The organism is Janthinobacterium sp. GMG2 (assembly GCF_033949445.1).
Classification (GTDB): Bacteria; Pseudomonadota; Gammaproteobacteria; order Burkholderiales; family Burkholderiaceae_D; genus Janthinobacterium; species Janthinobacterium aestuarii.
In genome coordinates this window covers 281,214-301,523 of sequence record NZ_JAXAWA010000004.1, presented here as the reverse complement: position 1 = coordinate 301,523, position 20,310 = coordinate 281,214, and the positions used below count along the sequence as shown (strand labels likewise).

The following is a 20,310-nucleotide window of genomic DNA, read 5'->3' as shown; positions in this document are numbered from 1 at the left end:
CAGCCCGCCGTGACGGGTTTGAGGCACATCAATTGAAATGATCTTATTTTTCTTCGGGGGGCGGCAGGAAGCAGGCTTCGACGATTTGCAGGTCGTTATCCTTGGCAAATTCGCGCACGAAGTGAAACGCCATCGGCTCGATCTCGCGCAGCTTGGTGTTGACCACCACCGACTTGACGCCATTGACGACGGTCGGGCGCACGTAGGGCGAATACTGGAGGTGCGCATTGCGCCCGCCAACTTCGGGATTGAAACAGGACATCACTCCACAAAGGCGCTCGGCCCAATCGCTGGGTCGGAATTGCTTGCCATTGCTGGTGAGACCAAGGATGAAGAACTCGTCTGAGAGTTCCCCTGTTTTTTGAGATAACTCGGCCATGTGGCTTGTCGGGACTGGATTGCGTGAATGGCCCCGGCGGGTAGGCCGGGCTGGTAATTCAACTACGTTTGCTGCGGTAAGCCAGTATTATATCTTATAGAAGACTTGGGTTCTACCTCGATCTGCCCTGACGATGCAAACAGGGGCCGGCACGCATCACGCGCCAGCCCCTATTTTAACCTTGTTCCACGCGCAAGGCGCATGGATGGCGCGTGTGCGCCCGCGTCAGCCGAGGAAAACGGCGCCCGACATCAGCAACAGCAGCAGCATCCACAGCAGCAAGGCTCGCCAGACGAGGCCGACCGTGCTCTGCAAGGCGCGCGCGCCCGGCTCTTCGCCAGGCAGGATATCGCTTTCGCTGTCGCTGTCATCGACGGCCATGTCCGGCGTGACGAGCACGCGGGCCGCCGTTTCCGCTGGCGTGCCCAGGCGTACGCCCATGGCGCCGCCGCCGGCTGTCAGGATGATGCCGATGGCCTCGTCCTGCCAGCGCTGGGCGAAATTGCGCCAGGCGTAGATCGCATCCTCGAAATTGCCGACCACGGCAAACGCCACGGCCGTCAGGCGCACGGGGATCCAGTCGATCCAGTAAAAGGCGCGCGCGGCGAACTGGCCGAATGCTTCATTGCGCATGTGCTCGGGTTCGTTCCAGGCGCGCGCCAGGTATTCGGCCACGCGGTACATCACGGCGCAGGCAGGGCCCAGCGGCATGAGGAACCAGAAGAACACGCCAAACACGTTGCGGTGCGTGGTGACCAGGGCTTTTTCCACGGCGATGCGGGCGATTTCACTCGCTTCCATGCCCACCGTGTCGAGCTTGGTCCACTCGGCCAGCAAAGTGCGGGCGGTCGCTTCGTCGCCGGCGCTCAGGGCCAGCTGGATGGACGTAAAGTAATGGCTGTAGTGACGGAAGCCCAGGGTCAGGTAGACGATGAGGACGTTCCAGGCAAAGGCCAGCAGGGTCAGCTGATAATGCTGCAAGAGCCAGTAAATGCCTGCCGTGGGCACCATCAGCACGCCGATCATGAGGAACCAGCCCATGCGGCCGTGGTTGGCGTGGCCGGCATTGAACCAGGTCTCCATGCGCATTGCCAGGCTCTTGATTTCGGCGTAGATCGGATTGTCCGCGCGCAAAGGTTTGAGCTGCTCGATCAGCAATGCGCAAAGTATGGAGAGAAATGTCATCAAACGTCCTTTTTGTCTTTTTCAGCAATACCGCAATGCCCGCTACGATAGCGCAGTGCAGTGCTGGAATCAAACTTATTACGTGCGGGACGCCATTTTACGCGCGCAAGAGGTGAAACAGATTGCGCAGCATGCCGGCGGTGGCGCCCCAGATGTAGAAGCGCTCGTACGGCATGGCGTAGAACGAGCGCCGTCCGCCCGGCAACTCCACCGACAGGCGCTGATGGTTGAGGCCATCCATGAGGAAAGCCAGCGGCACTTCGAAGATTTCCGCCACTTCCGACGGGTCGGCGCGCAGCTCGAACGGCGGCGTCACCAGGCCCACCACGGGCGTGACCTGGTAGCCGGTGCCCGTCAGGTAATCGGGCAAACAGCCCAGCACTTCGATGTGCTCGCGCGCCAGGCCCACTTCTTCTTCCGTTTCGCGCAGGGCCGTGGCGATGGGCGACGCATCGAACGCTTCGCTGCGCCCGCCGGGAAAGCTGACCTGCCCTGCATGGCTGCTCAGGTGGTCCGTGCGCATGGTCAGCAAGATGGTCAAGCCTTGCGGGCGTTGCACGAGGGGAATGAGTACGGCGGCGCGCACGGGCACGGCGCGGGCGGAAAGGAAATCTTGGGTAATCTCGGGCTGCCAGTCGGGCTGTTCGGCCAGGCGCTGGCGCAGCCAGTCCGGCGTCAGGCGCACGGCGTCCAGCGCCGCCTCGCCGGCGATCGAATCGATGGCAAGTTGTTTGGGATCAAATGCGATGGTGGCCATTGCCCCTCCCTCATGATTAAAAGCACTTGGCAAAACCGTCGCGAGCGGAAGGAAGAGGTAGCCGAGACGCGCAACCGTGCTCTAGCACGGTGAGCATCGCAGGCTGCCCATACCGACGCGCAGCAGGTTTGGCCAGGTGTCACCATAAAAAAAAGGGCACCCTGAGGCACCCTTTTCCCAACGCAGACGCTGATATTACGCGCTTGCTTTCGCCACAACGCGGCGATTTGGCAATTTTTCTTTGATACGCGCCGATTTACCCGAACGCTCACGCAGATAGTACAGCTTGGCGCGGCGAACATCACCACGGCGTTTCACTTCGATCGAAGCGATCAGCGGCGAGTACAGTTGGAACGTACGCTCAACGCCTTCGCCGGACGAGATCTTGCGAACGATGAAGTTCGAGTTCAGGCCACGGTTACGACGGGAGATAACGACGCCTTCGTAAGCCTGGGCGCGCTTGCGCGTACCTTCGACTACGTTGACGCTGACGATAACGGTATCGCCTGGTGCGAATTCAGGAATGGTTTTACCCAGACGAGCAATTTCTTCCTGCTCTAATTGTTGAATCAAGTCCATTTTTAACACTCCGAAAACCATCATGCCGGCGCACTGTGGATAGCAAGTATCCGCCCGGTAGAGGATGGGTAACACAATATGGGCAACATGCCCGGCACTACTGGCCATCCTGCCCGCCGTCCGGAGACGGCTTACAGGCTGGCCAAGAATTTTTCGTCGGTCTTGCTGAGCAAGCCGGCGGCGCGCGCACTGACCAAGAGGTCAGGCCGCTTTGTCGCGGTCGCTTCCAGCATGCGCTGGCGGCGCCATTTGACGATCTCGGCATGATTGCCACCCATCAAGACGGGCGGTACGGCCATGCCTTCATATGTTTCCGGCCGCGTGTAGTGCGGCGAATCGAGCAAGCCATTGACGAAGCTGTCCTCGATGGCCGATGCCTCGGTGTTCAAGACACCCGGCAACAGGCGGATCACCGCATCCATCAGCGCCATGGCAGGCAATTCACCGCCCGACAAAACGAAGTCGCCGACGCTGATTTCCTCGTCGACGCAACGGTCCAGCAAACGCTGGTCCACGGCTTCATAGCGGCCACACAGGATCACCAAACCAGGTTCGGCTTTCAGCTGCGTGACGCGCTCGTGCGTCAACGGACGGCCTTGCGGCGACATGAACACCACGCGGGGCGCCGCCAGTCCCAATGCGGTCTGGCGCTGCTTCGCGGCATTGATTGTCGCTTCAAGGGGACGGGCCATCATCACCATGCCGGGGCCGCCGCCATAAGGGCGGTCATCCACGGTACGGTGATTGTCGGTCGTGAAATCACGGGGATTCCACAGCGACAAGCCACATTTCCCCTGCTCGAAGGCGCGCCGGGTCACACCCGACTGCGTCAGCGCGGCAAACATTTCCGGGAACAGGGTCACGACATCAAATTGCATCGTTCACCATCCTGCAAAGTTTGCCCGGCGCATTGTTAAGCGCAGGCGGTTTAATAATCGAGGCCCCAGTCGACCGTGATCTTGTTGGCAGCCTTGTCAACGTTAATGACAAACTGGCCAACAAACGGGATCAGGCGCTCAGGCGCCTTTTCAACGGTCTCATCAGCAGTGGCGACGGGCGTAACGCGCAAGATCGACTGCGGACCATTGCTCATCATGTCGTGCACTGTGCCGAGGCACTCGCCTTGCAAATTCTCGACTGTCAGTCCGATCAGATCGGACCAATAAAATTCATCGGCCGTCAGCGTCGGGAAATGGCTACGCGGAATTTGCACAGAGACGCCTTTCAGCGCTTCTGCGGCATCCCGCCCGACCACACCCACCAGCTGGGCCACGACGTCGCCGCCGTGTAACTTCGCTTGCCTGACTTGAACATCATGCAAGGTCGGTTTATCAAACCACCAGGTTTTGACGCTTAATAATGCATCCGCGTCGTCGGAGAAAGGAGTGATCCTGACTCCGCCAGCAATGCCATAGGCACCGGAGACATAGCCTACCTGTACCAGGTCATCGGGGACTTTCACCCCGGATGCAGTCTTGACCGTCAAACCAGTGATCTAATTAAGCTGCTGCTTTGTTGTTGCTAGCTACCAGGCGAGCAACGGTTGGCGACAATTGTGCGCCAACGCCTTGCCAGTAGGCCAGACGGTCTGCGGTGATACGCAGTGGAACTTCGCCACCTTGCGCCATCGGGTTGTAAAAACCGATACGCTCAATGAAGCGACCATCGCGGCGATTGCGCGAATCAGTAGCGACGATGTTGAAGAACGGGCGCTTCTTGGCGCCTCCACGAGCTAAACGAATAACGACCATAATATTTCCAAAAAGTGTGCTGAGGCGGAAAAAGCCGCAAATTATAGCGCGCTTTACCGCCAGGCAGCAAGCGTTATGATGACGGGCGTGTAATTTGGGCTAATCAAACATTATGACCAGTCATGGCCGAAGACGCAATAGGCGCGTGCGTCTATCGTGCCGCCGATGCCACGTCCAGGCGGTGACGGCATCGCCTGAACACGGCACGAAAGTGCTATCGTTGCGGCAGGGAATGACCGATACTGACAATCTTTACCGATGAGCAACTCTGGAGTCCCATGACCACCGCTACCATTTTGCAACAGTCGCACAAGAACAAGGCATTCACCAGCCTGCTGGCCTTTTTGCTGGGCTGCCTGGGCGCCCACCGCTTCTACCTGCACGGCGCCAAAGACCGCTGGGGCTGGCTACACCTGGCCGCCCTGCCCGCCTCCCTGCTGCTGCGCCAGCTGTTTCCCGAGGCGGACTGGTTTTACCAGATATTGCCGCTGACCCTGTCCGCGCTGGGCGGCTTCCTGGAAGCGCTGGTGCTGGGCCTGATGCCGGACGACAAATGGGATGCGCGCTACAACGCCGCCTCCGGCCGCGCGTCGGACACGGGCTGGCCCCTGGCCGTCGTGCTGGTCGCTACCTTGATGCTAGGCGCGGGCGTGCTGATCGCCACCATGGCGCGCCTGTTCGACTTGCTGTACACAGGCGGCGCCTACGGTTAATTTCCATGCGGCAACCACCGCCATCAAGGCGCGCCGCGCGCACATGTAAGTGTTGGTAAGCAATCATGATTTTCCTCTATACTGCATTCACAATGCCGACATTACTGGTTCATTTAACACCCCCCTAGGAGAAGATCATGATTCGTCGCCCACTCATCCTCGCAGTTGCCGTCACGGCCCTGTTCAGCACCTCCGCCTTCGCGCAAAACCTGTCGCCGAAGGCGCAATACGCGTACGACACGAAGCAAGCCAGCACCCGCTACGCGGACGACAAGAAATTGTGCGCAGAAGAAACCAGCTCGAAAGCCCGCATGCAATGCCTGCGCGACGCCAAGGGCGAATACGACCAGGCCATCATCAACGCCAAGGCCGCGCAAAAGGCTGGCAACTCGTACGCTGGCCAGAACAGCAAGCCTGCCCAGCAGATCTGCGCCGAGTGCGGCAAGGTGCTGGCAGTCAACGTCACTGAAAAAGCCGGCGAAGGCGGCGCCCTGGGCATGATCGGTGGCGGCGTGGCCGGCGCCCTGCTGGGCCGCCAGGTCGGCGGCGGACGCGGCAAGGACCTGGCCACCCTGGCCGGCGCCGCTGGCGGCGCTTACGCTGGCAAGCAAGTCGAAGGCCACATGAAGAACGCCAAGACGTGGACCGTCACCGTGCAATACGAAACGGGCGCCAAGGCTGACTTCGCGTTTGATCAGGATCCAGGGCTGGCGGCTGGCGACCTGGTGCGCAATTCGGGTAATGGCATTGCCAGAAGGTAAGCTGAACCCAAGAGCAAGGACTGGGGTCGGACCCTCAGGGTCCGACCCCGGCACTTACGTTTGGGGTTAAAAAAAGCGCTGGAGAGTGATCTCCAGCGCTTTTTTTGCATTCAGCCTGCCTTCAGCAAACTGCTGGGGTCAGACCCTCGCCAACGCTAACATCAAAGCTCGGCGTTAGCGGACGAGGGGGTCTGACCCCGGTTAAAACTGCTCTTCCGACAGCGCCATCACGCCGGCGCTGCCATCGATGATGGTGGCCCGCAATCCTGGCGCTTGCGACAGGATGTGGTCCGCAAAGAAACGGGCCGTGGCGATTTTCGCCTTGTAGAACGCGGCGTCGCCGCTGCCCTCGCCCAGCTTTTGCTGCGCCACCACGGCCGCGCGCGCCATCTGCCAGCCGCCCAGCACGATGCCGGCCAGTTTCAGGTACGGCACGCTGCCCGCAAACACGGCCTTGATGTCCGCCTTCATGTTCGCCACCACATACTCGACCACGGCTTCCAAGGCCGCGCTGCCTTCGGCCAGGTGACGCTGCATGGCCTGGAAGTCGGCGCCCGTCAGCTCGCCCAGCTGGGCTTCCGTGGCACGCACCTGGGCGATGATGGCTTTCGCCACGGCGCCGCCGTCGCGCACCGTCTTGCGGCCCACGAGGTCGTTCGCCTGGATGGCCGTCGTGCCTTCGTAGATGGTGAGAATCTTGGCGTCGCGGTAATGCTGGGCCGCGCCCGTTTCTTCAATAAAACCCATGCCGCCATGCACTTGCACGCCGTCGCGCGTGACGTCCTGCGACATTTCCGTGGCCCAGCCCTTGATGACAGGCACCAGGTATTCATAGGTGGCCAGGCTTTCCGCACGCACTTCCGCATCGGGATGGTGGTGCGCCACGTCGCTGATGGCCGCGCCCACGTAGGCCAGCGCGCGCGCCGCCTCCGTTTGCGAACGCATGGACATCAGCATGCGGCGCACGTCCGGGTGGTGGATGATGGAAACGGGGCCAGGCGAACCGGCCAGGTCGCGCGACTGCACGCGGCCCTTGGCGAACGCCACGGCTTGCTGATAGGCGCGCTCGGCCAGGCCGATGCCTTGCAGGCCGACGCCGAAGCGGGCCGCGTTCATCATGATGAACATGTACTCGAGGCCGCGGTTTTCCTCGCCCACGAGGCTGCCGATGGCACCACCGTGGTCGCCGAATTGCAGCACGGCCGTCGGGCTGGCCTTGATGCCCAGCTTGTGCTCGATCGACACGCAATGGGCGTCGTTGCGCGCGCCCAGGCTGCCGTCCGCGTTGACGAGGAACTTCGGCACGATGAACAGCGAAATGCCTTTCACGCCAGCGGGCGCGTCCGGCGTGCGGGCCAGCACCAGGTGGACGATGTTTTCCGCCATGTCGTGCTCGCCGTACGTGATGAAAATCTTCGTGCCGAATACTTTATAGGTGCCGTCTTCCTGCGGCACGGCGCGCGTGCGCACGGCGGCCAGGTCGGAGCCCGCTTGCGGCTCCGTCAGATTCATGGTGCCCGTCCACTTGCCGGAGACCAGGTTTTCCAGATAGACAGCTTTCTGTTCGTCGCTGCCGGCCGTCAGCAGCGCTTCGATGGCGCCGTCCGACAGCAGGGCGACGAGGGCGAACGAGATGCTGGCCGAGTTGAGCATTTCGATGCACGGCGTGGCCAGGAGCTTGGGCAAGCCCTGGCCGCCGAACTCGGTCGGATGCTGCACGCCCTGCCAGCCCGCTTCGCCATAGGCCTTGAACGCTTCCTTGAAGCCTTTCGAGGTGGTCACTTGCCCGTCATGCCAGAAGCTCGGCTCCTTGTCGCTGGGGCCGTTCAAAGGGGCCACCACGCCGCCGCAGAACTTGGCATTCTCTTCCAGCACGGCTTCGGCCGTGTCGGGCGTGGCGTCTTCGCAACCCGGCAAGGTGTGGATTTCGGCCAGGCCGGCCAGTTCGTTCATCACGAACAACATGTCTTTCAGCGGGGCTTGATAGCTCATCTTCTTTTCTCCAAGAAAAAAGCCACGCGCGGCTCGCCGTGTGGGGCGGGCCGGCGTGGCTTTGTCAGTAACAAAACCGGAAGGGGTGTGACTTAACCCAGTTCTTTGACCAGTTGCGGCACGATCTCGAACAGATCGCCCACGATGCCGTAGTCGGCCACGGCAAAGATCGGCGCTTCCGGATCCTTGTTGATGGCGACGATGGTTTTCGAGTCTTTCATGCCGGCCAGATGCTGGATCGCGCCCGAGATGCCGACGGCGATGTACAGCGATGGCGCAACGATCTTGCCCGTCTGGCCCACTTGCCAGTCGTTCGGCACGAAGCCGGCGTCGACGGCGGCGCGCGATGCACCCATGGCGGCGCCCAGCTTGTCGGCCAGCGGTTCCAGGATGTGGAAGTTCTCGGCCGAACCCATGCCACGGCCGCCCGACACGATGATTTTCGCGGCGGTCAGTTCAGGACGGTCGGACTTGGCCAGTTCGCGGCCCACGAAGGCCGATTTGCCGGCATCGGCAACGGCGGCGACGGTTTCCGTGGCAGCCGAACCGCCGGTGGCGGCAGCGGCGTCGAAACCGGTCGTGCGCACGGTGATGACCTTGATCTTGTCACCAGATTGCACGGTAGCAATCGCGTTACCGGCGTAGATCGGGCGCTCGAAGGTGTCAGGGGAATCGACCTTGGTGATTTCCGAGATTTGCGCCACGTCCAGCTTGGCGGCCACGCGCGGCAGGATGTTCTTGCCGTAGGCGGTGGCTGGCGCCAGGATGTGGCTGTAGTTGCCGGCGATGGCCAGCACTTGCTCGGCCACGTTTTCGGCCAGGCCGTCGGCAAAGTACGGCGCGTCGGCCACGATGACTTTCGTCACGCCGGCGATTTGCGCGGCGGCAGCGGCAGCGGCCGATGCGTTCGAACCTGCGACCAGTACGTGCACGTCGCCGCCGCACTGGGCAGCCGCGGTCACGGTGTGGTGGGTGCTGCCCTTTAAGGTAGCGTTGTCGTGTTCAGCAATAACTAATGCGACCATGATTATTCCTAATAGTTAGCAAGTGCCGGGGTCAGACCCGCCGGGTCTGACCCCAGATTTTATGTTTTGGCGGCAAACCGCTCAGATAACCTTGGCTTCGGTACGCAGCTTGGCGACCAGGGTAGCGACGTCCGGGACCTTGATGCCGGCCGAGCGCTTGGCTGGCTCGACAACTTTCAGGGTCTTCAGGCGTGGCGCAACGTCGACGCCCAGGTCTTCCGGCTTGACGGTCTCGAGCGGCTTTTTCTTTGCCTTCATGATGTTCGGCAAGGTCACATAGCGTGGCTCGTTCAAACGCAGGTCGGTGGTGATGATCGCTGGCAAGGTCAATGCCAGGGTTTCCAGGCCGCCGTCGACTTCGCGGGTGACGGTGACTTTGCCGTCTTCCAGCACGACTTTCGAAGCGAACGTGGCTTGCGGCCAACCCAGCAGCGCAGCCAGCATCTGGCCGGTCTGGTTGCTGTCGTCATCGATCGCTTGCTTGCCCAGGATGATCAGTTGCGGCTGTTCTTTCTCGGCCAGGGATTTCACCAGCTTGGCCACGGCCAGCGGTTCCAGTTCGGTCGTCGTTTCCACCAGGATGCCGCGGTCGGCGCCGATGGCCATGGCCGTGCGCAGGGTTTCCTGGCACTGCGTCACGCCGCAGGAGATGGCGACCACTTCAGTGACCTTGCCAGCTTCTTTCAGGCGCATCGCTTCTTCCAGCGCGATCTCATCGAAAGGGTTCATCGACATTTTGACGTTGGCGGTATCGACGCCAGTGCCGTCACTCTTGACGCGGACTTTGACGTTATAGTCGACCACGCGTTTGACGGGTACCAAGACTTTCATAGCTATGCCTTTGGGAAATTATAAAAATGACGGATCAAGTGCTGATTGTGCGTTCGATTATAAGAGAAATTTGAATCTTGAACCGAATTTAAGCACGATCGTGCGATTTTTTGTTAGAGCAATCCATCTAAACTGTCCAGCTTCGGGGATTTCAAGGGTGTCCGCCGCTACGCTGCAGGGCAGCAAAAGGGCTGGCTCGGGAAGGAAAACCAGGCCGCGCCACGGCGGCCCCGGCTGGCAGAATTATTTGCGTTGCATCAGGAAGACGAATTCGGTACCCGTCTGCACGTGCGACAGCAGGGCATTGCCCGTTTGCTTGGCGAAAGCCTGGAAGTCGCGCACGGAACCGGGATCGGTTGCCATGATGCGCAGCACTTCCCCGCTCTGCAGCTCTGACAAAGCCTTTTTCGCCTTCAGAATCGGCAACGGGCAATTCAAGCCCCGCGCGTCGAGTTCTTTGTGAAATTCCATAATCTCGGTATCAAGTAGTGTGTCGCTCATCATCAATATCCCACCATTGTTTTGTTGTACTGATTTTCGACATACTACTCTAAATCAGGGGCATTGACGCGCTGCACCAAAATAGTTCATCGGCTGTTGTGGTGTCACAACGAGATTCCACACGGCAAAACGGCCCGCAAACACCGTCTGCGGGCCGTTTTCAAGAGGCTGTGGGGCGAAAACCCCGCATGCCTGCTAGCTTACGCTTTATTTTGCGCGCTCGCCGACCCAGGCCGGCACGCCAGCCAGGGCGTTCGCCAGACCGCTCGGATCGGTACCGCCAGCCTGCGCCATATCGGGGCGTCCGCCGCCTTTTCCGCCCACTTGCTGTGCAACGAAGTTCACCAGCTCGCCCGCTTTGACCTTGGAAGTCGCGTCCGCCGTCACGCCGGCGATCAGGCTGACCTTGCCGTCCGCCACGCTAGCCAGCACGATGGCGGCCGTTTTCAGCTTGTCCTTCAGCTTGTCCATGGTTTCGCGCAAACGGGCCACGTCGGCGCCGTCCAGTACGGCCGCCAGCACCTTGATGCCGTTGACATCGACGGCTTGCGTGACCAGTTCATCGCCCTGGCCCGAGGCCAGTTTCGATTTCAGCGCGGCCAGTTCCTTCTCCAGCGCCTTCACGTGGTCCTGCACCTGGCCGATGCGGGCAGTCAGTTCTTCCGGCTGCGCCTTCAGGGCGTTGGCCGCTTCGACCAGGCGGCGGTTGATGGTTTGCACCAGCGCCAGCGCGCCCTCGCCCGTCACGGCTTCCACGCGGCGGATACCGGCGGCAACGCCGCTTTCGCCGATGATCTTGAACAGGCCGATGTCGCCCGTGCGCTGCACGTGGACGCCGCCGCACAGCTCTTTCGAGCTGCCGATGTCGAGCACGCGCACTTCATCGCCGTATTTCTCGCCGAACAGGGCCATCGCACCATGCTTGACGGCATCGTCAAACGACATCAAGTGGGCTTGCGTGGCGCGGTTTTCCAGGATCTCTTTATTGACGATGGTTTCCACGGCGGCGATCTGCTCGGCCGTCATCGGCGCATTGTGGCTGAAGTCGAAACGGGTCTTGTCCGGGTCAACCAGCGAACCCTTTTGCGCCACGTGGCTGCCCAGCACTTCGCGCAAGGCCTTGTGCATCAAGTGCGTGGCCGAGTGGTTGCGGATCGTGCGTGCGCGCTTGGCCGTATCGACTTGCGCCGAGACGGCGTCGCCCACTTTCAGCACGCCCGATTCGAGCACGCCGTGGTGGCCGAACACGTCCGCCTGGATTTTCAGGGTATCGCTGACGGCAAAGCTGCCGGCGCCCGAGGCGATCACGCCCTGGTCGCCCACCTGGCCGCCCGATTCCGCGTAGAACGGCGTCGTGTCGAGCACGACGATGCCTTCCTGGCCAGCTTTCAGTTCAGCTACCTGCGTACCGGCCGCGTACAGCGCGACCACCTTGCCGCTGAACGTCAATTGATCGTAGCCGACGAATTTATTTTTCTCGCCCGTGTACTCGACCTTGCTGTCCTTGTGCGTCTTGCCGCCCTTGCGCGACAGTTCCTGGCTTTCCTTCAGGGCCGCGTCGTAGCCGGCCTGGTCGAACGTGATATTGCGTTCGCGGCAGATGTCGGCCGTCAAGTCCGGCGGGAAGCCGTAGGTTTCGTACAAGGTAAAAGCGGTGGCGCCGTCGATGCCTGTGGCATCCTTGGCCAACTGCGCTTCCAGCACTTTCATGCCCGTTTCCAGGGTTTCGCCGAAACGCTCTTCCTCGGCCTTCAGCATATTGGCGACGTTGTCTTTCGCTTCTTCCAGCTCGGGATAGGCGCCGCCCATCTCGATGGCCAGATCGGCCACCAGCTTGTAGAAGAACGGTTTCGTCTGGCCCAGCTTGTGGCCATGGCGCAAGGCGCGGCGGATGATGCGGCGCAGTACATACGCGCGGCCTTCGCTGCCTGGAATGATGCCGTCGACGATCATGAAGGCGGCGGCGCGGATGTGGTCGGCGATCACGCGCAGCGACTTGTTTTCCAGGTCCGTGGCGCCCGTTTCGCGCGCGGCGGCGCGGATCAGGTGCTGGAACAGGTCGATTTCATAGTTCGAATGCACGTGTTGCAGCACGGCTGCCAGGCGCTCCATGCCCATGCCCGTGTCGACGCATGGCTTCGGCAGCTTGTGCATGACGCCCGCTTCGTCGCGGTTGAACTGCATGAACACCAGGTTCCAGATTTCAATGAAGCGGTCGCCGTCTTCATCAGGCGAGCCCGGCGGGCCGCCAGGAATGTCGGCGCCGTGGTCGTAGAAGATTTCCGTGCAAGGACCGCATGGGCCCGTGTCCGCCATCTGCCAGAAATTGTCCGATGCGTAGCGCGAACCCTTGTTGTCGCCGATGCGGATGATACGCTCGACAGGCACGCCGATTTCTTTCGCCCAGATATCGTACGCTTCGTCATCTTCGATGTAGACGGTGACGGTCAGCTTGTCAGCCGGCAAGCCATAGACTTTAGTCAGCAGTTCCCACGCGTATTGAATCGCGTCGCGCTTGAAATAGTCGCCGAAGCTGAAGTTGCCCAGCATTTCAAAGAAAGTATGGTGGCGCGCCGTGTAGCCGACGTTTTCCAGATCGTTGTGCTTGCCGCCGGCGCGCACGCAGCGCTGCACCGAGGTGGCGCGCGTGTAGGGACGGCTGTCCGTGCCTGTAAACACATCCTTGAATTGCACCATGCCGCTGTTCGTCAACAGCAAGGTCGGATCGTTGCCTGGCACCAGGGAGCTGGAACGGACGATGGAATGGCCCTTGGACTCGAAAAATTTGAGGAACTTGTCGCGGATTTCAGTTGATTTCATGTTTTTTTGGCAAAGAGTGGCGGCAGCTTTAAAGGGAAGATTATACGTGATCTAGGTACGGGAATTGGCGCCGGGCAGCCAGCATTGTTGCAAGCCTGCCCACGCATGCCGCCCCGCCCGCTCAGGCCGGGTCGTGGTGGCTGGCGCAGGCGTGTGGCGCGGGCTTGGCCTTGGCGGCCGCAGCCCCCGTGACGCCCGCGGCGGCGTTGCAGTCGGCGCAGCGGCCGTACAGGGTCAGTTCATGGCGCTCGACGACAAAGCCTTGCGGCGCCATGCGCTTCAAGTCGCCCGGGCAATCATGCACGTCGAACACGCGCTGGCACGTGGTGCACTGGAAATGGTGGTGATGGTGATTGGCCGCCGTGTTCGACTCGTAGCGCGGGTTTTCACCGGGCAAGGTCACCACATGCACCTTTTCTTCCAGCACCAGGGACTTCAAGTTGCGGTAAACGGTGGCGATGCCCAGCTGCGTCACTTGCAAGCTGGCCTGTTCGAGGATTTCCTGCGCCGACAAGGGGCGCTGGGCCGACTCGATGGCGGCTTGAATTGCGGTTTTTTGACGTGTTGTGCGTTCCATAGCCGACAGAATACACCATCCGCCTGTATCTACCGCCCGGAAAAACTGTCACACAGTAATGATAATGGGTTATCATTATCAACTTAGGGCAGGCATTTACCTGTCACGCGCTGCCCCAACCCTGCCAATACCGATAGCGAATAAGGAACTTTTGCCCATGTCCGTCCGTCCTCACCAACCCACTCCCCTCGCGTTGGCCATCATGCTGGCCTTTGCCGCTCCCGCCAGCGCACTGGCGCAGCAGGCGACAACCTTGCCCGCCGTCACCGTCTCGGCCAGCGCCCTGGCCCTGGGCAGCGACGACATGAGCACGCCCGTTACCGTACTCGAAGGCGACGCACTGGTGCTGGCAAGGGCGGCGACCCTCGGCGAAACCCTGGCCGGCCAACCCGGTATCGCGTCCAGCCATTTCGGCGCCGGCGCCAGCCGTCCCATCATCCGCGGCATGGATGGCCCGCGCGTCAAGGTGCTGTCCGATGGCGCCGAAGTGCAGGATGCGTCGACCATCAGCCCCGACCATGCCGTCGCGGCCGAACCGATGCTGTCGGAACAGATTGAAGTCCTGCGCGGCCCCTCCGCGCTGGCCTACGGCGGCGGTGCCGTCGGCGGTGTCGTCAATGTGATCGACAAGAAAATCCCCACGCGCGTGCCCGCAAAAGGTTTTGAAGGCAGCGCGGAAGTGCGCGCCAACTCGGCCGCGCGCGAAAAGGCGGGCGCCTTTGAAGTGACTGGCGGCTCCGGCAACATCGCCTTCCACGCGGAAGGCGTCAAGCGCGACGCAAAAGAATACAAGGTCGGCAGCGGCTGGGAGGGCGGCTCGAAAGTAGCCGGCAGCTACAACAAGACGGACACGGGCAGCGTGGGCGTGTCGTGGGTGAGCGAGCGCGGTTTCCTGGGCCTGGCCTTCACCAGCCAGCACGCGGAATATGGATTACCCGGCCACAACCACGAATTCGAAAGCTGCCACCCGCACGGCACGCACCTGCATTGCGGCGGCCACGAAGGCCACGATCACGGTGATGAAGAGGAACATGATCACGACCACGAAGATGGTGCCGTTCCCTACGTGAAACTGAAGAGCGAACGCTGGGACGTGCGCGGCGAATTGCGCGATCCCGTACCCGGCTTCGCCAAGCTGCGCCTGCGCGCTTCGTTCACCGATTACAAGCACGATGAAATCGAAGGCACGGAAATCGCCACCACCTTCAAGAACAAGGGCCGCGATGCACGCCTGGAAATGGAGCACCATCCCGTCTTCGGCTGGCGCGGCGTGGTCGGCCTGCAAACGTCGAAACGCGATTTCTCCGCCTTGGGCGAGGAAGCGTACGTGGCGCCGACGGTAACGAAGAAACACGCGGCTTTCCTGGTCGAGGAATACAAGCTCGACCAATGGCGCTTCGAGGCGGGCTTGCGCCACGAATGGCAAGACATCACGGTCGACAGCGCCACCCTGCAAGACCGCAGCGCCAAGGGCACGTCGGTCTCGCTGGGCGCCGTGTGGAAATTCGCGCCCCAGTATTCGCTCGGCTCGACCATTTCCCGCACGCACCGTTTGCCCAGCGCCGAGGAATTGTATGCACACGGCGTGCACATGGCCACAGCCACGTATGAGCTGGGCAATGAAAACCTGGGCAAGGAAACGTCGAACAATATCGACTTGACCTTGCGCAAATATGCGGGCGCCACGACGTTCTCGGCCAGCGCCTACCGCAACAAGGTCGATAACTACATCTTCGGCTCCACCCTGGACAGCCACGAAGGCTTCCAGCTGATCCAGTACGCCCAGCGCGATGCCACGTTTACGGGCGTGGAAGGCCAGATCCGCCAGCAACTGAACCCCATGTTCGGCGCCAGCGTGTTCGGCGACTACGTGCGGGCCAAGCTGGCCGACGGCGGCGGCAACTTGCCGCGCATACCGGCCCAGCGCGTCGGCGTGAAATTCGACGCCAACTGGCAGGCATGGAGCGGCGTGGCCGAGTTCTACCGCGTGGGCAAGCAGGATAAAGTGGCCGCATTCGAAACGGCAACGCCGGGCTACAACATGCTGAACCTCTCCGCCAACTACGACACGCGCATCGGCACGACGCCGGCCCAGTTCTACATCAAGGCGAACAACCTGACGAATGAACTGGCGTACAGCCATACTTCGTTCATCAAGAATGCGGCGCCGTTGATGGGACGTAACTTGACGGTCGGCATGCGTGTAACGTTCTAAGCTGTTTGAAACGTAGGTCGGCTTAGCGCGCAAGCGGGTAAGCCGACAACACCAGCGGCGCCAACAATGTTGTCGGATTACGGCGCTGCGCGCCTAATCCGACCTACGCCATGGATGGAATAATATCTATCCTGTCCGTACAAAACCCATCCACGCCCCAGGCCAGCAATTCGCTGGCCCGCTCGGGTGTGTTGACGGTGTAGCAGAACAGCCCGTATCCCGCCTCCTTGACCTCTCGCGCCAGTTCCGGCGTCAGTTGCTGGTGGTCGCAATGGATGGCCACCACGTCCAGTTCCTTTGCTTTTTTCGCCCAATCAGAAGGTATCTGTTCGACCAGCCAGCCGCGCGCCAGTTCCGGCGCCGCCTGGCGCGCCTCCTGCAAGGCTTCGATGCTGAACGACGACAGCAGCGGCAGCAATTCGCCAGCGGCGATTTCCTGTGCAAAGTGGTCGCGCGTGGCGCGCGCCACCACCGTCCCTGTCTGCGCGTCGAAGCCGGGCGCCGGTTTGATTTCGATATTCATCCAGATGCGCTGCGCCTTGCAATACGCCACCACGGCGTCAAAAGTAGGCACGCCTTCGCCCGCGAATGCGGGGCCGAACCAGGCACCCGCCTCCATCGTCCCCAGCTGCGCGGCCGTGTAGTCATTGATACGGCCGCTGCCGGCCACGGTGCGGCCCAGTTCGGGATCGTGCACGACGACGGGTACGCCATCGGACGCCAGCATGACGTCGAATTCCACGGCACGGTAGCCGTAGGCCAGGCCGCAGCGCAGGGCGGCCACGGTGTTTTCAGGCGCCAGGATGCCGCCGCCGCGGTGCGCGAGGGTGCGTGGATAGGGCCACATGGGATTCCTTTAAGCAATTCTATGGAGGCAAGACAGTCTTGCCATACTATCGCGTGCCAATGCTGAAAAGTAAAGCGGCCGCCGTTTGACGGCCCGCCGCAGCGATTGGCGCCCCGCCAGCCCCGTTTCGTCGCAGCCCGGTTGCGCGCTGGCCTGCGCTGGCACACAATGCCCCATCGCTACCAGCAGACACTTCCATGAAATCCGACGTCCCTTTCGCCGAAGCCCCCGCCAGGCGCCGCTTCCCCTACTACCGCATGCTGCTCGACGCGCGCTACGCGGTGGTGCTGAACGTGATCTGCGCGCTGGTCATTACGTTCATGCTCAATCCAGGCAGCCATTTTGGACAAAACCTGGTCGCCTCGATGTGCATCGGCACGATCGCCTTCCTGCTGATCGACGGCATGCGCCTGACATTATGGGGTGCAGGCCAGCGGCCCAGATTCCTGCCCTTCATGCTCATCATCCTGCTGTCCGTGCCCGTTGCGCAAATGCTGGGTTTGCTCCTGTTCGGCTGGCTGACGGGTGTGGACGTGGGCGGCTTCGAAAACCTGCTGCCCACGCAAATGATGGGCACACTCGTATTCACCCTGCTGGCCACGGGCGGCGCCGTGCTGTTTTTCTCCAGCCGAGAAAAGATTGCCCGCCTGCAAATGGCGGCTGCCGAGGAAAAAGCCCGCGCCGAATCCGTGGCGCGCCAGGCCATGCAGGCGCAACTACAATTGCTACAGGCGCAGATCGAACCGCACATGCTGTTCAACACCTTGGCCAACCTGCAGGGCCTGATCAGCTTTGACCCCGACCGCGCCCAGTTGCTGCTCGACCAGCTGATCCAGTACTTGCGCGCCACCCTCTCTTCCTCGCGCGCCGAGTCCACCACCCTGGAACAGGAGTTTTCCCTGATGCAAGCCTACCTGGGCCTGATGTCGATACGCATGGGCGCGCGCCTGCGCTTTACGCTGGACTTGCCCGCAGCCTTGCGCCAAATCAAGGTGCCGCCCATGCTGTTGCAGCCGCTGGTGGAAAACGCCATCCAGCATGGCCTGGAACCAAAGATCGAAGGCGGCCACATCCACGTGCAGGCGTCCACGGATGGCGGCGTGCTACTGCTCACCGTCAGCGACGACGGCCTGGGCCTCGACCATCCGGGCCAGACCAAGGGCACGCAGCTGGGCGTGGCGAATATCCGCGAGCGCCTGCACGGCATGCATCGCGATGCCGCCAGCCTGTCACTGGACGCCAATACGCCGGCAGGCGTCATCGCCCGCCTTCAATTACCGATTCACTCCACCACCGCGAGCCCCACGCCATGACCAGCCCCACCCCGCGCGCCCTGATCGCCGAAGACGAACCCATACTCGCCGCCGCCCTCACGCACGCCTTGCAGCGGCTGTGGCCGGAACTCGACATCGTTGCCACCTGCCCCAACGGCGTGGAAGCCTTGCGGCAAGGCCTGGCGCTGCAGCCCGACATTCTGTTTCTCGACATCAAGATGCCAGGCAAGACGGGCCTGGAAGCGGCCGAAGAACTGGCAGAGCAATGGCCGGACGGCGTCCCGTTTCCCCACATCGTGTTTGTGACCGCCTACGACGAATACGCGCTGGCCGCCTTCGAGCATGCGGCCGCCGACTACGTCTTGAAACCCGTCAACGATGCGCGCCTGGGCAAGACGGTGGAACGTTTGCAGCAGCGCTTGCGCGACAGCAGCGTTGGCAAAGGCGTTGGCAACGGCACCGCTACAGCAACAGCAACAGCAACAGCAACATCAACATCAACATCGACCTCAGCGCCAGCGACGACCGCCACGGCAGCGCCGGCAGCCGGAACCGCCAGCGATGACAACATGGCCCGCCTGCTGAGCCAACTGCAAGCCATGCTGCCGCCGGCGCCGCGCCTGCAGATGATACGGGCGGCCGTGGGCAACAGCGTGCGCATGATCGCCTTGGCCGACGTCGTGTATTTCGAAGCGCTGGACAAATACATCAACGTCGTGTGCCAGGACAGCGAAGCGCTGATACGCACGAGCCTGAAGGAGCTGCTGCCCCAGCTGGACCCGCAACAATTCTGGCAAATCCACCGGGGCACCATCGTCAACGCCAGCGCCATCGCCACGGCCGTGCGTGACGAGGCCGGCAAGCTGTCGCTGACCCTGCGCCAGCACCCCGCGCAACTGCGCGTCAGCCCTTTATATGCGCATCTGTTCCGCCAGATGTAAAACGTTCAAGAGCCAATGCCTAGTGCATCTGGTGCTTCAAGTCAGACAACTCATCATGCACCTTGAGCACGGCGCTCTTCATTTCCGGCGTCACGCTGGTCGCCGTGCCGCACGCCCGCTTGGCGCGGTCGCCCAGCGATTCCATCTGGTCGACTGCTTGCCGGATGCGCGCATCGTCTTGCGTGTCGATGGCTTGCCGCACGGCGCTCTTTTGCTGGTCCAGCTGGTTGATACAATCCTTCAAGTCCATCGGCATGCCCTGCTGCTGGCCGCACAGCTGGGCCGCCTGGCCGATCGCGTGTTCGATGGCGCCAAAGCGCCGTGCCACTTCCTTTACCTGCATCATGATGTGTCCTCCCATGGTGTCTGTAGTTGGATCGTCACGCCGGCACAGGGTTCCCCACCAGCGGCCATGGGGGTCGAAATTTCCATCAGGCACTTTTTTGTAAGCGCTTGTGACATTTTAGATAATGATCAAATCCTTCAGATACATTGGCGTACCTGAACCCCCATGCCGCCCATGATCTCGTTGCCGCCCCTGCCCCGCCGCGCTCCCGGCCTGCTGCTGATCGTTCTGCTGCACGGGGGCCTGGCATACGTCGTCTTGCAGTCACGGCCCCGCACCGTCACGGACGAGAACCTGCCGCAGGGCCCGGCCATCACCTGGCTGCGCTACAGTGCGCCTGCGCCGTCCAAGCCCGTACCCCTAGCGTTACCCAGCACCAAACCAGCCACCGCAAGAGTGCCGCGCCTGCCAGCACCCATCAGCCGTCCCCTGCCGCCAGCAGCCGCCGAGCCGGCGCCAGCGCCAGCAATGCTAGAAGCGATCATGCTCGTCCCGCCACCGAGCGCGGCCGATATCCTGGCGCAAGCCAAGCGCGACGTGGGCAAGATCGACAAGGATTTACGCAAAGAATTCCCGCAACGGGGTGGGGAGAAATTCGACGACACGGGCTACAAGCGCATGCAGCAGGGCTTTGCCGAAGCCTACGCGGCCGTGCCGCCGAAATGGTACGAGGCGTCAAAGATCGAGGAAATCGGTGCCAATGAGGCCAGGGGCAGCCGCACGTATAAAATCACCAGCGCGCTGGGCAGCTTGTGCGTGACCACGCGCGCCGGCAAGAGTGGGGAAACGATGATCGGCATGTGTCCCAAGTAGCGG

The 20,310-nt window shown here is 61.7% G+C and carries 21 protein-coding genes; 6 read left to right on the top strand and 15 right to left on the bottom strand.

Annotation, left to right across the window (positions count from 1 at the left end; translation table 11 throughout):
* Positions 1 to 43: 43 nt before the first annotated feature.
* The 7 genes from SKZ59_RS17095 to rpsP all read right to left on the bottom strand — a co-directional run bounded on the left by SKZ59_RS17095 (position 44) and on the right by rpsP (position 4,651).
* A complete protein-coding gene (locus SKZ59_RS17095; protein WP_319992423.1) occupies positions 44 to 379 on the bottom strand; it encodes a DUF3579 domain-containing protein in 336 nt (111 codons plus the stop codon).
* 225 nt (positions 380 to 604) lie between these two features.
* On the bottom strand, positions 605 to 1,564 hold the full coding sequence (locus tag SKZ59_RS17090) for a CobD/CbiB family protein (RefSeq protein WP_034759859.1): 960 nt from the start codon (positions 1,562 to 1,564) through the stop codon (positions 605 to 607).
* A 97-nt stretch (positions 1,565 to 1,661) separates the two neighbouring features.
* Complete coding sequence (locus tag SKZ59_RS17085) at positions 1,662 to 2,321, bottom strand: CoA pyrophosphatase (protein ID WP_034759862.1); 660 nt, start codon at positions 2,319 to 2,321, stop codon at positions 1,662 to 1,664.
* A 195-nt stretch (positions 2,322 to 2,516) separates the two neighbouring features.
* Positions 2,517 to 2,900 (bottom strand): 50S ribosomal protein L19, encoded by a 384-nt coding sequence (rplS, locus tag SKZ59_RS17080; RefSeq protein ID WP_010395528.1) that lies wholly within the window; start codon positions 2,898 to 2,900, stop codon positions 2,517 to 2,519.
* A 131-nt stretch (positions 2,901 to 3,031) separates the two neighbouring features.
* Positions 3,032 to 3,778, bottom strand: coding sequence for a tRNA (guanosine(37)-N1)-methyltransferase TrmD (gene trmD / locus SKZ59_RS17075; RefSeq protein WP_034759865.1), 747 nt, complete (start codon positions 3,776 to 3,778; stop codon positions 3,032 to 3,034).
* A gap of 50 nt (positions 3,779 to 3,828) precedes the next feature.
* Positions 3,829 to 4,386 carry a ribosome maturation factor RimM gene (gene rimM, locus SKZ59_RS17070; RefSeq protein ID WP_058051091.1) on the bottom strand — a complete coding sequence of 186 codons (558 nt, stop codon included), beginning with the start codon at positions 4,384 to 4,386 and terminating at the stop codon, positions 3,829 to 3,831.
* Positions 4,387 to 4,399: 13 nt separating this feature from the next.
* Positions 4,400 to 4,651: a 30S ribosomal protein S16 gene (gene rpsP / locus SKZ59_RS17065; protein WP_010395524.1), complete on the bottom strand. Its 252-nt coding sequence runs from the start codon at positions 4,649 to 4,651 to the stop codon at positions 4,400 to 4,402.
* Between the two features lie 278 nt (positions 4,652 to 4,929).
* On the opposite strand from rpsP, the gene SKZ59_RS17060 reads away from it, so the two are divergent.
* Positions 4,930 to 5,364, top strand: coding sequence for an NINE protein (locus SKZ59_RS17060; RefSeq protein WP_034759870.1), 435 nt, complete (start codon positions 4,930 to 4,932; stop codon positions 5,362 to 5,364).
* Between the two features lie 137 nt (positions 5,365 to 5,501).
* Positions 5,502 to 6,125 carry a glycine zipper 2TM domain-containing protein gene (locus tag SKZ59_RS17055; protein ID WP_070303695.1) on the top strand — a complete coding sequence of 208 codons (624 nt, stop codon included), beginning with the start codon at positions 5,502 to 5,504 and terminating at the stop codon, positions 6,123 to 6,125.
* A gap of 201 nt (positions 6,126 to 6,326) precedes the next feature.
* On the opposite strand, the gene SKZ59_RS17050 is transcribed toward SKZ59_RS17055, so the two are convergent.
* The 6 genes from SKZ59_RS17050 to SKZ59_RS17025 all read right to left on the bottom strand — a co-directional run bounded on the left by SKZ59_RS17050 (position 6,327) and on the right by SKZ59_RS17025 (position 13,871).
* Positions 6,327 to 8,117: an acyl-CoA dehydrogenase gene (locus tag SKZ59_RS17050; RefSeq protein WP_319992422.1), complete on the bottom strand. Its 1,791-nt coding sequence runs from the start codon at positions 8,115 to 8,117 to the stop codon at positions 6,327 to 6,329.
* A gap of 92 nt (positions 8,118 to 8,209) precedes the next feature.
* Positions 8,210 to 9,142, bottom strand: coding sequence for an electron transfer flavoprotein subunit alpha/FixB family protein (locus tag SKZ59_RS17045; RefSeq protein ID WP_034759881.1), 933 nt, complete (start codon positions 9,140 to 9,142; stop codon positions 8,210 to 8,212).
* A gap of 81 nt (positions 9,143 to 9,223) precedes the next feature.
* The gene (locus tag SKZ59_RS17040; RefSeq protein WP_034759884.1) at positions 9,224 to 9,973 is read right to left on the bottom strand and encodes an electron transfer flavoprotein subunit beta/FixA family protein; all 750 of its coding nucleotides are present in this window, start codon (positions 9,971 to 9,973) and stop codon (positions 9,224 to 9,226) included.
* Between the two features lie 243 nt (positions 9,974 to 10,216).
* Positions 10,217 to 10,444, bottom strand: coding sequence for a sulfurtransferase TusA family protein (locus SKZ59_RS17035; RefSeq protein ID WP_010395510.1), 228 nt, complete (start codon positions 10,442 to 10,444; stop codon positions 10,217 to 10,219).
* Positions 10,445 to 10,681: 237 nt separating this feature from the next.
* The gene (gene alaS / locus SKZ59_RS17030; protein ID WP_319992421.1) at positions 10,682 to 13,294 is read right to left on the bottom strand and encodes an alanine--tRNA ligase; all 2,613 of its coding nucleotides are present in this window, start codon (positions 13,292 to 13,294) and stop codon (positions 10,682 to 10,684) included.
* 121 nt (positions 13,295 to 13,415) lie between these two features.
* The gene (locus tag SKZ59_RS17025; RefSeq protein WP_034759891.1) at positions 13,416 to 13,871 is read right to left on the bottom strand and encodes a Fur family transcriptional regulator; all 456 of its coding nucleotides are present in this window, start codon (positions 13,869 to 13,871) and stop codon (positions 13,416 to 13,418) included.
* A 157-nt stretch (positions 13,872 to 14,028) separates the two neighbouring features.
* On the opposite strand from SKZ59_RS17025, the gene SKZ59_RS17020 reads away from it, so the two are divergent.
* The gene (locus SKZ59_RS17020) at positions 14,029 to 16,086 is read left to right on the top strand and encodes a TonB-dependent receptor domain-containing protein (RefSeq protein WP_319992420.1); all 2,058 of its coding nucleotides are present in this window, start codon (positions 14,029 to 14,031) and stop codon (positions 16,084 to 16,086) included.
* 103 nt (positions 16,087 to 16,189) lie between these two features.
* Here SKZ59_RS17020 and ugpQ read toward each other — a convergent pair whose 3' ends face one another.
* Positions 16,190 to 16,933, bottom strand: coding sequence for a glycerophosphodiester phosphodiesterase (gene ugpQ / locus SKZ59_RS17015; protein ID WP_319992419.1), 744 nt, complete (start codon positions 16,931 to 16,933; stop codon positions 16,190 to 16,192).
* Between the two features lie 197 nt (positions 16,934 to 17,130).
* Between ugpQ and SKZ59_RS17010 the strand changes: the two genes are divergently transcribed.
* Both SKZ59_RS17010 and SKZ59_RS17005 read left to right on the top strand, forming a co-directional pair.
* On the top strand, positions 17,131 to 18,246 hold the full coding sequence (locus SKZ59_RS17010; RefSeq protein WP_319992418.1) for a sensor histidine kinase: 1,116 nt from the start codon (positions 17,131 to 17,133) through the stop codon (positions 18,244 to 18,246).
* Positions 18,243 to 19,148, top strand: a complete 906-nt coding sequence (locus SKZ59_RS17005) for a LytTR family DNA-binding domain-containing protein (protein ID WP_319992417.1) — start codon at positions 18,243 to 18,245, stop codon at positions 19,146 to 19,148. Before SKZ59_RS17010 ends, SKZ59_RS17005 begins: the two co-directional genes overlap by 4 nt.
* A 19-nt stretch (positions 19,149 to 19,167) precedes the next feature.
* Here the strand turns inward: SKZ59_RS17005 and SKZ59_RS17000 are convergent, their stop codons facing one another.
* Complete coding sequence (locus SKZ59_RS17000; protein WP_034759909.1) at positions 19,168 to 19,494, bottom strand: hypothetical protein; 327 nt, start codon at positions 19,492 to 19,494, stop codon at positions 19,168 to 19,170.
* Between the two features lie 165 nt (positions 19,495 to 19,659).
* Between SKZ59_RS17000 and SKZ59_RS16995 the strand changes: the two genes are divergently transcribed.
* Positions 19,660 to 20,307 carry a hypothetical protein gene (locus SKZ59_RS16995; protein ID WP_319992416.1) on the top strand — a complete coding sequence of 216 codons (648 nt, stop codon included), beginning with the start codon at positions 19,660 to 19,662 and terminating at the stop codon, positions 20,305 to 20,307.
* Positions 20,308 to 20,310 lie beyond the last annotated feature (3 nt).